This is a genomic window from Verrucomicrobiia bacterium, assembly GCA_035629175.1.
GTDB lineage: Bacteria > Verrucomicrobiota > Verrucomicrobiia > Limisphaerales > DASXHY01 > DASXHY01.
In genome coordinates this window covers 15,703-31,627 of sequence record DASPIL010000005.1, presented here as the reverse complement: position 1 = coordinate 31,627, position 15,925 = coordinate 15,703, and the positions used below count along the sequence as shown (strand labels likewise).

Genomic DNA, 15,925 nt, shown 5'->3' with positions numbered 1-15,925 from the left:
AGTGAATGTTCTCGGCTCGTTCGCCATTGGAATCCTCGCGTCGTTCGCGGTTGCGGAAGGGCGGACGGCGTTGACTCCCAGCATGCGCCAGTTCCTCATGGCAGGAGTTTGCGGCGGGTTCACCACTTTCTCGGCGTTCAGCCTGCAAACGTTGGAACTCCTGCAGCATCGGCACTGGCTCGCCGCCAGCGGAAACATCGCGCTCTCGCTGATTCTCTGCCTCGTCGCAGTCGCGATTGGTTTCGGGCTCGGTTCCATGCTCAACGCACGCGCCGCGTAAACTCTTTTGCAGCCGCCGAGGGCATTTTTAGAAACCGCTTCGCTCGCGCCCACTTGACGCCACCCATTCCCGTTCTTTATTGAATCGCCATGAGCACAACGGAAACGCATCACTTTCAGGCGGAAATTCAGCAACTGCTGAACATCGTCATTCACTCGCTGTATACCGATAAGGAGATTTTTGTTCGCGAACTGATTTCCAATGCCGCGGATGCCTGTGAAAAATTGCGCTTCAACCAGGCTTCGGGCGGCGCCGTCCTGCAATCGGAAATCGCACCCTCGATTTCAATCACCACTGATGACACCGCCGGAACGATCACCATCGCCGATACAGGCATCGGAATGACGCATGGCGAGCTGGTCGAGAATCTCGGAACGATCGCGCATTCCGGGACAAAGGCCTTCGTGAAGCAACTGGCAGAAGACAAGAAGCCGGACGTCGGGTTGATCGGCCAGTTTGGTGTCGGATTTTATTCGGCGTTCATGGTCGCCAAACGTGTGGTGGTGCTCAGCCGCTCATTCAAACCGGACGAACAGGGATGGCAATGGACGAGTGAAGGGGGCGGCGGATACGAACTGTCCCCGGCTGCGGATCTGCCGCGCGGCACGCGCATCACGTTGGAGTTGAAGGACGAGGCGAAGGAGTTCGCCAATGCGGATACGATCGAACGAATCATCCAGCGTTATTCGAGCTTTGTTCCCTTCCCGATTGAACTAAACGGCAAGCGTCTGAACACGATCCAGGCGATCTGGGCGCGCAGCAAGAACGAGATCAAGGACGAGGAATACAACGAATTCTATACGTTCGTCGGGCATGATCACGAAAAGCCGCTCTATCGGCTTCATTTCAGCGCCGACGCCCCGCTCGCAATCCAGGCGCTGCTCTTCGTGCCGCAGAAGAATTTTGAATCGATGGGCATGGGCCGCATCGATTCCGAAGTGAACCTCTACTGCCGCAAGGTGCTGATTCAATCAAAGGCGAAAGGCCTGTTTCCCGAGTGGCTCCGATTCCTCAAGGGCGTGGTCGACAGCGAGGATCTGCCGCTCAACATCTCGCGCGAGACGATGCAGGATACGTCGCTCATGCAGAAGCTGAACAAGGTGCTGACCAGCCGCCTTCTGAAGCATCTCGACGAGCAGGCGGAGAAAGATGCACCCGCTTACGAGAAATTCTACCTGGAATACCAGCGCTTCCTGAAGGAGGGCGTGGTCACCGATTTCATGCACAAGGAATCCCTCGGCAAACTGTTGCGGTATGAATCGTCGTCGCTCGAAAAAGGCAAGCTCACGTCATTGGCCGATTACGTGAAGCGCATGCCTGAAGAACAGAAGGAGATTTATTGCCTGCTCGCGCCAAACCGTGCCGCCGCGGAAAGCAGCCCCTACTTTGAGGTGTTCCGCGAGAGGAAGTTCGAAGTGCTGTTCCTGTACGATCCGTGGGACGAGTTTGTGATGGAACACCTCCACAGCTTTGGGGACAAACCGCTGCGTCTCGCAGAAAAAGCCGAGCTCAACCTCAGTGCGAAAAAGGACGGCCTTTCAGAAGACGCTGCCACGGCGCTCGCGAAATGGCTTAAGGAAACGTTCGGCGACAAGGTCGGCGAGGTGCGACTGTCCCAACGGCTTGTGGACAGCCCCGCGCTCGTCGTTGACGCGGACAAATTCATGACGTCCAGCATGCGAAGGATCATGCAGGCGATGAAAAAGGACGACACTAGCACTCCCGCCGCGCGGCATGATCTTGAGATCAATCCTGCGCATCCGATCATGGCGCGACTCGATGCCATGCGCCAAAAGGATGCCGCCCTGGCCCAAAGTGTCGCAGAGCAGGTGCTCGACAACGCGCGCGTTGCAGCGGGATTGCTTGAGGATCCGCGAACGATGCTCAACCGCCTGAACCAGTTGCTCGAAAAGGTCCTCGCCACCTGACGGTCGCCGCAGCGCAGCCCTGATCGTACTGCAGTGCCAAAATCTGCGGTATCGCTCGCTTCCAAGCCCGGCACCGCGCGGTCAAACGCCAGCAGGTTGGAAACTTGCGAGACCGTCGGGGAGAGACCTGCGCTCTACAACGCAATGCTGAGCCCCGCGGGAAAACAATTGTCCCCCGCGAAGTTTCCCTCCATTCTTTGCCGCCTTATGCAGCAGGTCACTCTCGGAATGATAGGCGGAGGAACAGTGGGGAGCGGTGTCTTTCACGCACTGCAACAGAATGGCGCGCTGATGGCCGCCCGCCTCGGCGTTCAACTCGCCTTCCGCAAGATCGCCGTCAAAGCGATCGACGAACCCCGCCCCTACCCCATCGATCGCAATCTTCTCACCACGGACTGGAGGGACGTCATCAATGATCCCGCAATCCAGATCGTCATTGAACTGGTTGGAGGAACGGGCATTGCGAAGACAATGGTTCTTGCCGCTCTAGCCCAGGGAAAAACGGTCGTCACCGCAAACAAGGCGCTCCTTTCAGCACATGGGCCGGAGCTTTTTGCCGCGGCGAAAAAAGGCGGGGCCAGCCTTTATTACGAAGCGAGCGTGTGCGGCGGAATCCCAATCATCAAGACCTTGCGTGAAGGCTTCGTCGCCAACCGAATCTCAGCCATCTACGGAATCGTGAACGGCACCTGCAATTACATCCTCACACGGATGAAACAGGAAGGTGCCGAATTCAGCGATGTCCTCTTGGATGCCCAGAAACAGGGTTACGCGGAGACCCCGCCCGATCTCGACATCGATGGATTTGACGCCCAGCACAAAATCGGAATTCTGGCTTCCCTGGCTCATGGGTTCTGGGTCGATCACCACGAGATCCACACAGAAGGCATTCGCCAGATTTCCCGGATCGACATGCAGTTCGCCGAGCAACTCGGCTACACAATAAAGCTTCTTGGGATCGTGAAGCAGATCGACGCACGCTCCGCAAAGTCCACAACGCGCACGTCGAAATCCGAAAAAGCCTCCAATGGCGTTCAGGTGTCTGTGTATCCGACCCTCATTCCAAACGCCCATGTGCTTGCCAGCGTCAACGGCGTCTTCAATGCGTGCTTTGTTCGTGGCGATGTGGTCGGCGACACCTTGTTCTACGGCCGCGGCGCGGGGAAGGATGCCACCGCCAGCGCGGTTCTCAGCGATGTCGCCGATGCGGCGCTGGATCTTAAGAATGGCAGCGCTGCGCGGATTCCGCCCTTTGTCGCACATGCGGCAAACGGGCGCGTGTTGCCGATCGATGACATTGTGTCGCGCTACTATGTGCGGTTGAGCGTGATCGATCGCCCGGGCGTTCTTGCGCGGATTTCGGCCATCTTTGCGAAGGAGAAGATCGGGATTTCATCCGTGATCCAGCCTGAAGGGCACGAGGGAGAGAGCGTGCCGCTGATTCTCATGTTGCACGACGCGCAAAACTCCGCGATGCGGAAGGCGCTGGCGCAGATCTCCAGGCTTCCGGCTGTGAAGGGGAATCCCGTCATGATCCGGGTGGAATCATTTGAATAAGCGAGTTGGAAAGGAATGTGCCATGAATCCCACGACCATCCTGGTTGCCGAAGACAATCGCGAGGACGCCTTCCTGCTGGAGCGCGCCGTTCGGCGGGCGCAAGTGCGCGCTGCACTGAAGTTCACGACCGACGGCCAGGAAGCCGTGGATTACCTGGCCGGCACGGGTGGCTACGCGAATCGCCTGCAGCACCCGTTTCCCACGCTGATGCTTCTGGACCTGAAAATGCCCCGTCTCGACGGCTTCGACGTCCTGGACTGGATTCACCGCCAGCCGTTTGTGAAGCGGCTGCCCGTAATCGTGATGACGTCCTCGCAAATGGCAGGCGACGTGAATCGCGCGTATGATCTTGGAGCGAACTCTTTCGTTGTGAAGCCCATGCATCTGGAAGGTTTGGACGAACTCATTAAGGGGCTAAAGGAGTTTTGGCTCAAGTTGAACCGTTATCCGAACTGCGAAGCAGGCAACGACCAGGGACACAGCGACTGAAGTTCCCGCCCCCGGACCGCAGGCTTCAGCCTGCTTAAACCGCCATCCCTGCACAAATCGTGGACCTTGCCCACGCCTGTTAACTTCCCACACTGCACCCCCGTCCCACGTGCATCCGCCGACAGGCGTTCCACTCCTCTGCACTTTGCCGCGGTCCGGGGATGCTGTAGTGTTCGGACATGAATCTTGCCAGCGCCTTTGCCGATTCGGCCAGTAAGCATGCGGAGAAAACCGCCCTCTACTGGGGCGAGCGCTCATACACCTATGCTGAACTTTGGAGCCAGACGCTCTTTGCCGCGGGCATCCTCTCGCAACAGTTCTCAGTCCAGCCAGGAGATCGCGTCGCGCTCTGGCTCAAAAACTGTCCCGAGTTCATTTCGTCGCTCTTCGGCGTATTGCACGCTGGAGCGGTCGTCGTTCCGATCAATAACTTCCTCAAGCCGGACGAAGTCAGCCACATTCTGAACGATGCCGGAATCGATGTGCTGATCACCGACAGCGAACTGGGCCGCCTGCTTCCCGCACTGCAACAGCAACGGCCCACGCTGCAGATGATGAACGCAGAACAGGCGTTTGCGTCCTTCCCAATCCCTCCAGGAAGCGTCAAGTTCGACACCCACCTGCTGCGCAACTCCAATCGCCAGGAAGGCGACCTCGCCGTTCTCATCTACACATCGGGCACCACAGGCCGTCCAAAGGGCGCCATGCTCACAAATGCGAATCTCCTGCACAACGTGGAGAGTTGCCGCATCTGCCTGCAAAGTGTCGCTGAAGATCGCCTCGCTGTGCTGCTTCCCTTGTTCCACAGCTACATGCTCACCGTGGGCACCCTGCTCCCCTTGCTCACCGGCGCCTCCATCGTTTTGATCAAGTCGCTGCATCCCGCCCGCAACGTGATTCAGGAAATCTATCAACGGCGGGCCACGATACTTCCTGCGATTCCGCAGTTCTACCGAAGCCTGGCGAATGCTGATCTTCCGGCGCCCCTTCCACTGCGCATCTGCATCAGCGGCTCAGCACCCTTGCCAGTCCAGGTGCTGCACGATTTCGAAAAGAAGCACAAAATTCCGCTCATCGAGGGATATGGATTGAGCGAAGCCAGCCCGGTCGTAGCCAAGAACCCGCTGGATTCAACGCGCAAGCCGGGCTCCGTCGGCCTGCCCATTCCCCACGTCGAACTGACTGCCCAGGACGAAACCGGCGCCATCCTCGGGCCTGGCGAAATTGGGGAACTCTGTGTGCGCGGCGGCAACGTGATGGCTGGTTACTGGAACCGACCCGAGGAAACCGCGAAGGCGTTTCGCAACGGATGGCTGCTAACGGGTGACGTCGGGTACCACGACGACGACGGTTACTTCTACATCACCGACCGCAAGAAAGACATGCTCCTGGTCAACGGCAACAACGTTTATCCACGCGAGATTGAGGAAGTGATCTACCAGTTTCCAAACGTGAAGGAAGCCGCCGTCATAGGACACCCTGACCCGCGCCGCGGCGAACAGCCCGTCGCGTTTGTGTCGCCCAACGAGAACGCCAGTATCGACACTGAGGCGTTGATGAAATTCGTCCGCGAGCGGCTTGCCGATTACAAGGTGCCCCGGCGGATCATTCTCATCCCTGCCCTGCCTCGCAATGCCACCGGCAAAATTCTGAAAACAGTCCTCCGCAAACAGCCGCTGCCCTGAGTCGCCGGCGTCAGGGTTGTTTCGACAGCTCTGATAGTATTGCTAAACGTTGGTAATCAAATACTTACGTTTCCTGTTCCCTTTTACCAGTTGACGCTGTCAATCACGCGCCCGTAAGCTTCGCCGCATCGCTGCCTCTCGGCGCAATGAAGTGTCGAGGCGGGAATTTTTTATGCCTGAAGGATACTGCGTTAAATGCAAGGCCAAGAAGGAAATCACCGATGCGGTCGAGGAAACGATGAAGAACGGGCGAAAGGCGATCAAAGGCAGATGCCCCACGTGCGGGACTGTGATGTTTAAGATCCTCGGCGGAAAAGCAACCGCCGCTCCCGCGCCTGAATCGGCTCCGACACCTCCGGAATCAACGAACGCTTAACTATGGCTCAAGAGCTCGCATACGTCATCATCACCCCGTATTCGCTGTACAAATCCCGTACCGGCGGCATTCTCAGCCGCCTGATCACCCGCACCGGGTTGGAACTCGTCGCGGCCCGCATGTTCGCACCCAGCCAGGAACTGGTGACGCAGTATTCCGAGGCGATCATTTCCGCGAACGACCCGCAGGACCGCAACATTCAGGAGCTGATCTACAATTATATCCTCCAAAACCTTTCGCCCGATTCCAAAACCGGGCGACGCCGCCGTGCGATGGTGTTGTTGTTCCGCGGGGAGGATGCCGTCCGCAAGACACGTTCCGTGGTCGGGAATATCAGTCCTGAACGCCGTGGTGGCGAGACCATCCGCGACACCTATGGCGACCTGATCACCGACGAGAACGGGCAGGTTCGTTATTTCGAGCCCGCCGTATTGGCGCCGCCGACGCGCGATGAATGCGAAGCTAAATTGAAGCTTTGGACGAAGTATTCCGAATCGGACGGCGGAGTGCTTGAGGACATCATTTCCTACCCATCAGGTGACAAGCCGCAGCGGACCCTCGTCCTGATCAAGCCCGAGAACTTCCGCTTTCCCTCCGGCCGGCCCGGCAACGTCATCGATTTCTTTTCGCGCACCGGATTGTTCATTGTCGGCATCAAGCTCCATCGCATGAGCGTGTCGCAGGCGCTGGAGTTTTACGGCCCCGTCCGAGAAGTCCTGCGCACCAAGCTGAGTGACATGGTTGGATCGAAGGCGAAAGCAGCCGTTGAAAAGGAATTCAATTTCCGCCTCAGTGCCGACGTTGAGAAGCAGCTGGGCGGCCTGCTCGGGCCGGCTTTTGGAGACAACCAGTTCGATAACATCGTGAAGTTCATGTCGGGTCACGCGCCGGGAGAAATCCCCCAGTCGGACTGGAACAATCCTGGAACCGAACGCTGCATCGCGCTGGTTTATGAAGGTGTCGAAGCAGTGCGGAAAATTCGTGACGTGCTCGGGCCCACGGATCCCTCCAAGGCGCCCCCGGGATCGATCCGCCGCGAGTTTGGACAAACCATCATGGTGAATGCCGCGCACGCAAGCGATTCCGAGGACAATGCCCGGCGTGAGATGGGAATCGTCAACGTTGGCGAGAACACGTTCCGACAGGTCGTGGAGGAATTCTACGGCAGGGTCGGTTGAGCCTAAAGCACCTCCTCTCCCCAACCCTCTCCTCCATTCCGAATGGAAGAGAGGGAGGGGAACTCTGGAGGCGCGAGTCGAAACACCCCATTGCCCCACGTCCCGCTGCAGGGACATTCTGGCGATGCTTTCCAGAATTTTCCGGCATGCCGCACGTTCGCTCCTTGTGAGCGTTGCAACCCTTCTCGCATCCGACACGTCCGCAGGGGATCGCACGTGGGAATTCGCAGTGCAAGCCAGTGCCACAGTTGAAACATCCCCTCCCCGCATCACTCTTTCCTGGCCCCAGGACCAAAACGAGGTGCCTTCCAGCTACACGGTTCACCGCAAATCCAAAAACGATTTGACCTGGGGAACGGGCGTGACACTTGCCGGCTCAACACTCACCTACATCGACTCTGACGTGCAACTCGGCGGCGCGTATGAATACCAAATCCGCAAGATCACTTCGGCCTACAACGGATATGGCTACATCTTCGCCGGAATCAATGCCCCCATCACGGAACAGCGCGGCAAGATCGTCCTCATCGTGGATGACACCATGGCGGCGCCACTCGCTTCCGAGATCGCGCGCCTGGAACGGGACCTCGTGGGCGACGGCTGGCAGGTGTTGCGGCACGACGTCTCACGCAATGCGACTCCGCCTGCTGTGAAGGCCCTGATCAAATCCGCGCATGATGCAGACCCTGCCAACGTCAAAGCGCTGTTGCTGCTCGGCCATGTCCCAGTCCCTTATTCCGGAGACATGGCGCCCGATGATCACTTCGAGATCCAGGGCGCATGGCCCGCGGATCTTTACTACGCCGACATGGACGGCACGTGGACGGATTCAACAGTGAACACCACGTTCGCCCAACCAGAACGCCGCTGGAACATTCCAGGCGACGGCAAGTTCGACCAAAGCTTTCTCCCGTCGCCTGTTGAACTGCAAATCGGCCGCGTGGATCTCGCAAACATGCCGGGTCGAAAAGAGTGGATGGGACCGCCGACGTTCCCATCCGAAGTCGAACTCCTGCGCAATTACCTGAACAAGAATCATCGTTTTCGGCATGCACTTTACACAGCGGAACCTCGCGGCCTCGTCTACGATGGCGCAGGCGCCCGCGAAGGCGCGGCATTTGCCGTCAGTGGCTGGCGCAACTTCGCTCCATTCTTCGGCGCCTCGCAGATCCGCATCGCGCAGCAGAACGAGTTTCTGCCCATTCTCACCACGGACAGCTATCTTTGGTCGTATGCGAATGGCGGCGCTGATTCGCAGAGCATCGCGTATCTCGGAGGCACCGCAAATTTCAACGGCGGACGCACCACCGACTTCATCGAGATGAACGTGAAAACGGTTTTCACGATGCTTTTCGGCAGCCACATGGGCGATTGGGATACCGAGGACAACATCATGCGCGCTGTGCTCGCAACGCCCGACTACGGACTGGCATGCGTGTACGCTGGCGCGCCGCACTGGTTCGCTCATCACATGGCTCTGGGTGAAACGATCGGATACGCGGCTCGATTGACACAAAACAATCCCACGAACGGGATGGGAAATCTTTACTGGAATGACGTGAACCAGTCCGCCGGAATGGTGCACGTCGCACTGATGGGCGATCCCACGTTGCGCCTGCATGCGGTCGCGCCTGGCAGCGCCCTGAACGTGACGTCGGTGCCAGGCGGCGCGCAACTCTCCTGGACCCCATCCCCAAACGCCGTCGAAGGATATCATGTCTACCGCGCCAGCACCGCCGCGGGTCCGTTCGAGCGCGTGACTGCATCCCCTATAACCACAGCCCAATACATTCATCCCACAACGACAACCGGGACCTACATGGTACGCGCTGTGAAGACGCAGATCTCCGGCAGCGGAACGTACCTGAACCTCAGCCAGGGAATATTTGCGACCCTGACGTCGACGCCTCCCACAGCCAACGATTCAGATGGCGACGGAATGGCAGACGCGGACGAGACGATTGCGGGGACAAATCCGAACGACGCAACCTCCGTTTTGCGGATCGTGCAGTCGCATCACGAACAAACCGGAACAATCACAGTCGCGTGGAGCAGTGTCCCAGGCAAAACCTATCGGATTGTGAGCTGCCCGCGCCCGGGCGTCGATCCATGGACGGACGTGAGCGGCGACATTCCGTCTGCGGGCACGATCACTTCCTGGACCTCCACGGCCCTCAACGACGCGTTGTTCTTGCGGGTTCGTGTTGTTCCGTGAGGCGCAGGGGCACTGCTTCGGTTCACAATTTGCCACCCGGGATAAATAAGACCACGCCGTCGCGCCATCTTTCCACGGTTCACCATTGGTTTCGCGCTGCAAACAGGCCTCTTTTGAACAAAACCCGTTCAGCCATTGGCGAAGCAGCGTTCAGCGTCGAGGCTGGCTTCGTCCGTGCTTAAGGATCGTCTGCGCGGCAATGCGCCGTGTTGCACGGATCAAATATGCGTTTTGACAATTACGAGGTCGGCGATTTTTACGATGAAATGTTTGCATCGCCGAGCCTGCCACGTTCGTGCGGCCGGCGATTGCTCGACGCCCTGAAGAAACTTCCCGACGACAAAATCCTGAACTGTCAAAAGGCTGCCGAACAATCATTGCTGCAGATGGGGATCACGTTCAATGTTTATGGCGAACAGGCGGGCGTGGAAAAGATCTTCCCGTTCGACATCCTGCCGCGGATCGTTTCGGCCGCGGAATGGAGCTGGATCGAAAGAGGCCTGAAGCAGCGCATCCAGGCTCTGAATCGTTTCATCGACGACATCTATCACGACCAGAAAATCATTCGCGACGGGATCATCCCCGGCGAGGTGGTTCGTTCCGCCCGCTCATTTCGAAAGCAGTGCATGGGTTTCAATCCGCCGCGGGGCATCTGGTGCCACGTGACGGGCACCGACCTCGTGAGGCACAGCGATGGGCAGGTTTACGTGCTTGAAGACAACCTGCGCTGTCCGTCGGGCGTTTCCTACGTCCTGGAAAATCGCCAGGTGATGAAGAGCCTTTTTCCGTCGGTGTTCGCGACCACGCGCATTCGGCCCGTGGCGAATTACCCGCTGAAGCTCCGCGACATGCTCGAGTTTCTTTCACCCGACCACGTCACACAACCGCGCGTCGTTCTCCTCACGCCGGGCATTCACAATTCCGCCTACTTCGAGCATTCATTCCTCGCGCAGCAGATGGGCGTTGAACTTGTGGAAGGACGCGACCTGATCGTAGACGACAGCGTCGTGCTGATGCGGACAACGAAAGGGTTTGAACGGGTCGATGTGATCTACCGCCGCCTTGACGACGATTTCCTTGATCCGGATTGTTTCCGGCCTGACTCGATGCTTGGCGTGCGCGGATTGATGGAAGCGTATCGCGCAGGCAACGTCGCTTTGGCAAACGCCCCCGGAACGGGCGTGGCCGACGACAAGGTGGTCTACGCCTACGTTCCCAAGATGGTGAAGTATTACCTCGGCGAAGACATCATCATCCCGAACGTTCCGACCTTCATCTGTTCAGAAGAAAAGGATTTGAAACATGTGCTGGCGAACCTCGATAAGCTCGTCGTGAAGGCCGCAAACGAGTCAGGCGGCTACGGCATGCTGGTCGGCCCTCATGCCAGCAAGCAGGAGCGCGCCGACTTCGCCGACAGGATCAGCGCAAATCCGCGCAATTACATCGCGCAACCCACGCTCTCGCTTTCGCGCGTCCCCACGCTCGTTGGCGATCATTGCGAGGGACGGCACGTGGATTTGCGCCCTTACATCCTGTGCGGCAAGGAAACCTTTGTTTTGCCAGGCGGCCTCACGCGCGTTGCGCTCCGCAAGGGATCGCTCGTCGTGAATTCTTCGCAAGGCGGCGGAAGCAAGGACACCTGGGTCCTCGCCGATTCCGAAGAGATTGAGCGGGATCGAATCGACCCTGCCGCCCGCGCCTTCGCATCTGCCTGAAATCGCGTTGTATGTTAAGTCGTGTTGCCGATTCGGTTTACTGGATGAGCCGCTACGTGGAACGGGCTGAGAACGTCGCCCGCTTCATCGAGGTGAACTTCCAACTCACCCTGGACGCGCCATTCATCCAGGACAAACAGTGGGACCCGCTGGTGAACACAAGCGGCGACCGTGAGGATTTCACCGAGCGCTACGGCCTCGCAACGCAGGAAAACGTGCTGCGTTTCCTCATCAGCGATCCTCAAAATCCCAATTCCATTTATTCCTGCGTTCGTTCGGCGCGCGAGAACGCCCGCACCGTGCGCGAAATTATTTCGTCAGAGATGTGGCTGCACCTGAACAAGTTCTACCTTCTGTTGAACGCCCCCGCGCCGGAATTTCGAAGCCTCGATGCACCGCAGGCGCTGCTCAACGAGGTGAAGCTCGCGAGCCATACGTTCACGGGCATCACGGACTCAACGATGAGCCATAGCGAGGCGTGGCACTTCTCCAGGCTTGGACGCATGCTGGAACGGGCGGATAAGACGTCGCGCATCCTTGACGTGAAATATTACATTCTGCTCAGCTCGGTTGAGGATGTGGGAACGCCGATCGACGACACGCAATGGGCCGCGGTGCTCCGCTCGGCTTCCGCATTCGAGATGTACCGCAAGCGCCACGGACGCATCTCGCCGCGTGGCGTCGTTGAGTTCCTGATGCTGGATCGGGAATTTCCACGCGCGATCCAGTTCTGCCTGCTCGCCGCGCGGGATTCGCTGCACTCGATCTCCGGGACACCTGTCGGAACCTTCCAATTCGCGCCAGAGAAATTGATGGGGCAACTCTGCTCGGACCTCAGTTTTGCCAGCGTGGACGAAATCATTTCCTACGGGCTTCACGAATATCTCGACGAACTGCAAACCCGCCTGAATCAGTTGGGGCACGGCATTTACGAGGTGTTCTTTGCGCTCAAAACCCGTGAGCCCCGCCACAGGCAAACGCCGCCCGCCGCCCCGATGACCCAGACCCAATCGCAATCGTGAGCTGCGCATTTCATTCTCCTGACGACTCGCGCGGATGCAGCATTTCCGCACAGCCGGCGTTTGCATCCAATTCCAGTTCCCAGGGATTACCACATGGCCATTCACGTTGCACTTCATCATAAAACCCGCTACCGCTACGACCGCGCCGTCATGCTCGGGCCACAGGTGGTCCGCCTCCGCCCCGCGCCACACGCGCGCACGCGAATCCTCAGCTATTCGCTGAACGTCGGGGCGCCGAAGCATTTCATTAACTGGCAGCAGGATCTTCAGTCGAATTACCTCGCACGGATTGTGTTTCCGGAGAAGACGCGCGAGCTCAGCGTGGAAGTCGAACTCGTTGTCGAAATGGCCGTTTACAATCCGTTCGATTTCTTCCTCGAACCTGCTGTCGAATCATTTCCCTTTGAGTATCCCGCGGCTCTGGACCACGAGCTCGAGCCGTTTTTGCGCCGATGCGACACCACGCCTGGGTTTTCCAAATATGCGGACGATCTCCGCGCCGAAATCCTTTTGAAGTCGGAAACCGTTCGCACGATCGACTTCCTCGTCGCAATGAATCAGCGCGTGTGGAAGGACGTGACCTACACGATCCGCATGGAGCCGGGGGTTCAAACACCTGGAGAGACCCTGACCCGCCGAAGCGGGTCATGCCGCGATTCCGCCTGGCTGATTTGCCAGCTGCTGCGGCATTGCGGCGTGGCGGCACGCTTTGTCAGCGGCTACCTCATTCAGTTGAAGCCCGACGTCACACCGCTTGAAGGCCCCTGCGGCGCCGAATCCGATTTCACGGACCTGCATGCGTGGTGCGAGGTTTACCTGCCAGGCGCTGGCTGGATTGGGCTCGATCCCACTTCGGGTCTGCTCGCCGGCGAAGGCCACATTCCCCTCGCCTGCGCTCCCGATCCCACAGGGGCCGCGCCAATCACGGGCGACGTCGAGGAGTGCAAGGCTGAGTTCGATTTTGAAATGCGTGTTACGCGCATCCACGAATCCCCGCGGGTCACGCGGCCCTATACGGCAGAACAATGGAAGAGCATCGATGCATTGGGACACCAGATCGATGCAGAGCTGAATCGCCACGACGTGCGGCTGACGATGGGCGGCGAGCCAACCTTTGTTTCGATCGATGATCCTGACGGTGCCGAATGGAATTTCACCGCCGTTTCGGACCGCAAGAGAATCATGTCAGGCGAATTGATCCGGCGTCTACGGGACCGCTTTGCTCCCGGCGCGCTCCTGCACTACGGACAAGGAAAGTGGTATCCCGGCGAACCGCTTCCTCGCTGGGCACTCGCTGCATACTGGCGGACGGATGGCGTCCCAATCTGGAACGATGATCTGCTCATCGCGGATGAATCCCACGATTACGGGCATGGCGCGGCAGAAGCCCGCGAACTTATTGCACACATCGCCACGGTGCTCGGCATTGATTCGCAATTCGTCCTGCCCGCGTATGAAGATGTTTTCTATTACACGTGGAAGGAACGACGCCTTCCCAGCAACGTCACTCCTGGCAATTCGCGCCTCAAGGACAAGACCGAACGGGATCGCATCGCTCGCATCTTCCAACAAGGCCTTGGCTCGGTCACAGGTTATGCGCTGCCGATCCGCCGCAGCGCGGCTGACGAAGCGGCAGGGTGGCGTTCGGGCTCGTGGTTCCTCCGAGACAACGAAACCCTCTGGCTCATTCCGGGCGATTCTCCCATGGGTTTGCGCCTGCCGCTGGATTCGATGCCATGGGTTGCTGACGCGGAGTTCCCGCATGTCTGCCCTGTCGATCCTTCGGCACCTTCGTTGCGAGAGTTGGCGTCCACATATCCGCAGCCAAAAACGCGATTGCACCAACCGTTCCTCAAGGGCGCACCCTTGCCCGCAGCGACGGGGATGGTAACGGGGCAGCGGTCGCAAGCGTTGTCCCCACGCGAAAATCTTCGAGCGCCATCGCAAGGCGAGTCCGCTCCATGGGTTGTGCGCACGGCCCTCTGTGTTGAACCACGCAATGGCAGGCTGCACGTGTTCCTTCCGCCCGTTTCGAGCGCAGACGATTTTCTTGAGCTTGTCTCTGCGATTGAGACAGCTGTTTCGGAGATCGGTTACCCAGTCATCATCGAAGGCGAGCCTCTGCCTCGCGATCCGCGCCTCCAGAAGCTTGCCGTCACGCCCGATCCCGGCGTCATCGAGGTCAATCTGCATCCCTCTTCATCATGGCCCCAGCTCGTGGAACGCACTTCGGTGCTGTATGACGAGGCGCGACAGACGCGGCTCGGGACGGAGAAGTTCATGCTCGACGGACGTCACACTGGAACGGGTGGCGGAAACCATCTCGTCATCGGCGGCCCAACACCGCAGGACTCGCCCATCCTGCGACGGCCCGACCTGCTCCGCTCCCTGCTCTCCTACTGGCAGAATCATCCGTCACTCAGCTGGTTGTTCAGCGGCCTGTTCATCGGTCCCACGTCGCAGGCACCCCGTGTGGATGAGGCCCGCAATGATTCCCTGCATGAACTGGAGATCGCCTTTCGCGAATTGCCCGACGCCGGCGAATGGTGTCCTCCCTGGCTTGCCGACCGGTTGTTTCGCAATCTCCTCATCGATTCCAGCGGCAACACGCATCGGGCCGAATTCAGCATCGACAAGTTGTTTTCTCCCGACAGCAGCGGCGGGAGGCTGGGTCTTGTGGAATTGCGCGCGTTTGAAATGCCGCCGCATCCGCAGATGAGCCTCGCCCAGCAACTTCTGCTGCGGGGGTTGATCGCACGATTCTGGAAACAGCCCTACACCAACAAACTTGTCCGCTGGGGATCGGACATTCACGACCGCTGGCTCCTTCCCCATTTCTGCCAAACGGATTTTCGCGACGTCATTTCGGATCTCCGCGAGGCAGGCTTCCCATTTGAATTCGAATGGTTCGCGCCGCATTTCGAATTTCGCTTCCCGCGCATCGGCGATCTTGATCAGCGCGACATTCGAATTGAACTCCGCACCGCTCTGGAACCCTGGCATGTGCTCGGCGAAGAATCGGGCAGCGGTGGAACCGTGCGATATGTCGACAGCTCACTCGAGCGGCTGCAGGTGAAGGCCAGCGGGCTGATCAATGACCGATTTGCCATCACGTGCAATGGACATCGTGTCCCGCTGCATCCCACGGGAACAAACGGCGAAGCCGTAGCGGGCGTTCGATACCGCGCCTGGCAGCCGCCGCATTGCCTGCAGCCGACCATTGGCGTGCATGCGCCCCTGCGCTTTGACCTGGTGGACACCTGGAACGAGCGCTCGCTGGGCGGATGCACCTATCACGTGACTCATCCCGGCGGTCGCAGTTACGACACCTTCCCGGTGAACAGCTACGAAGCTGAAAGCCGGCGTCTCTCGCGATTCTTCCGTCAAGGTCACACGCCCGGCCGGATCCATGTGAAGCCGGTTCAGCAAAATCCCGAACACCCTTTCACGCTGGACCTCCGCACGGTGTGATCCGCGAC

10 protein-coding genes and 1 pseudogene are annotated in these 15,925 nt (G+C 58.9%); all 11 read left to right on the top strand.

Annotation, left to right across the window (positions count from 1 at the left end; all coding sequences use genetic code 11):
* On the top strand, positions 1 to 280 hold a 280-nt coding region (locus VEH04_00895), incomplete at its 5' end, for a CrcB family protein (protein HYG21307.1).
* An 89-nt stretch (positions 281 to 369) separates the two neighbouring features.
* Entirely contained in the window at positions 370 to 2,208 is a 1,839-nt protein-coding gene (htpG, locus tag VEH04_00890) for a molecular chaperone HtpG (GenBank protein HYG21306.1), read from the top strand.
* A gap of 33 nt (positions 2,209 to 2,241) precedes the next feature.
* On the top strand, positions 2,242 to 3,765 hold the full coding sequence (locus tag VEH04_00885; GenBank protein HYG21305.1) for a homoserine dehydrogenase: 1,524 nt from the start codon (positions 2,242 to 2,244) through the stop codon (positions 3,763 to 3,765).
* Between the two features lie 22 nt (positions 3,766 to 3,787).
* Positions 3,788 to 4,255 (top strand): response regulator, encoded by a 468-nt coding sequence (locus VEH04_00880; GenBank protein ID HYG21304.1) that lies wholly within the window; start codon positions 3,788 to 3,790, stop codon positions 4,253 to 4,255.
* 179 nt (positions 4,256 to 4,434) lie between these two features.
* Entirely contained in the window at positions 4,435 to 5,940 is a 1,506-nt protein-coding gene (locus VEH04_00875; protein HYG21303.1) for a long-chain fatty acid--CoA ligase, read from the top strand.
* A 172-nt stretch (positions 5,941 to 6,112) separates the two neighbouring features.
* Positions 6,113 to 6,253, top strand: a pseudogene (locus VEH04_00870) (DUF5679 domain-containing protein).
* 65 nt (positions 6,254 to 6,318) lie between these two features.
* Positions 6,319 to 7,494 carry a nucleoside-diphosphate kinase gene (locus tag VEH04_00865; protein HYG21302.1) on the top strand — a complete coding sequence of 392 codons (1,176 nt, stop codon included), beginning with the start codon at positions 6,319 to 6,321 and terminating at the stop codon, positions 7,492 to 7,494.
* 124 nt (positions 7,495 to 7,618) lie between these two features.
* Entirely contained in the window at positions 7,619 to 9,709 is a 2,091-nt protein-coding gene (locus VEH04_00860) for a fibronectin type III domain-containing protein (protein ID HYG21301.1), read from the top strand.
* A gap of 224 nt (positions 9,710 to 9,933) precedes the next feature.
* The gene (locus VEH04_00855; protein ID HYG21300.1) at positions 9,934 to 11,424 is read left to right on the top strand and encodes a circularly permuted type 2 ATP-grasp protein; all 1,491 of its coding nucleotides are present in this window, start codon (positions 9,934 to 9,936) and stop codon (positions 11,422 to 11,424) included.
* Between the two features lie 11 nt (positions 11,425 to 11,435).
* Positions 11,436 to 12,446 carry an alpha-E domain-containing protein gene (locus VEH04_00850; protein HYG21299.1) on the top strand — a complete coding sequence of 337 codons (1,011 nt, stop codon included), beginning with the start codon at positions 11,436 to 11,438 and terminating at the stop codon, positions 12,444 to 12,446.
* A 93-nt stretch (positions 12,447 to 12,539) separates the two neighbouring features.
* On the top strand, positions 12,540 to 15,917 hold the full coding sequence (locus VEH04_00845; GenBank protein HYG21298.1) for a transglutaminase family protein: 3,378 nt from the start codon (positions 12,540 to 12,542) through the stop codon (positions 15,915 to 15,917).
* Positions 15,918 to 15,925 lie beyond the last annotated feature (8 nt).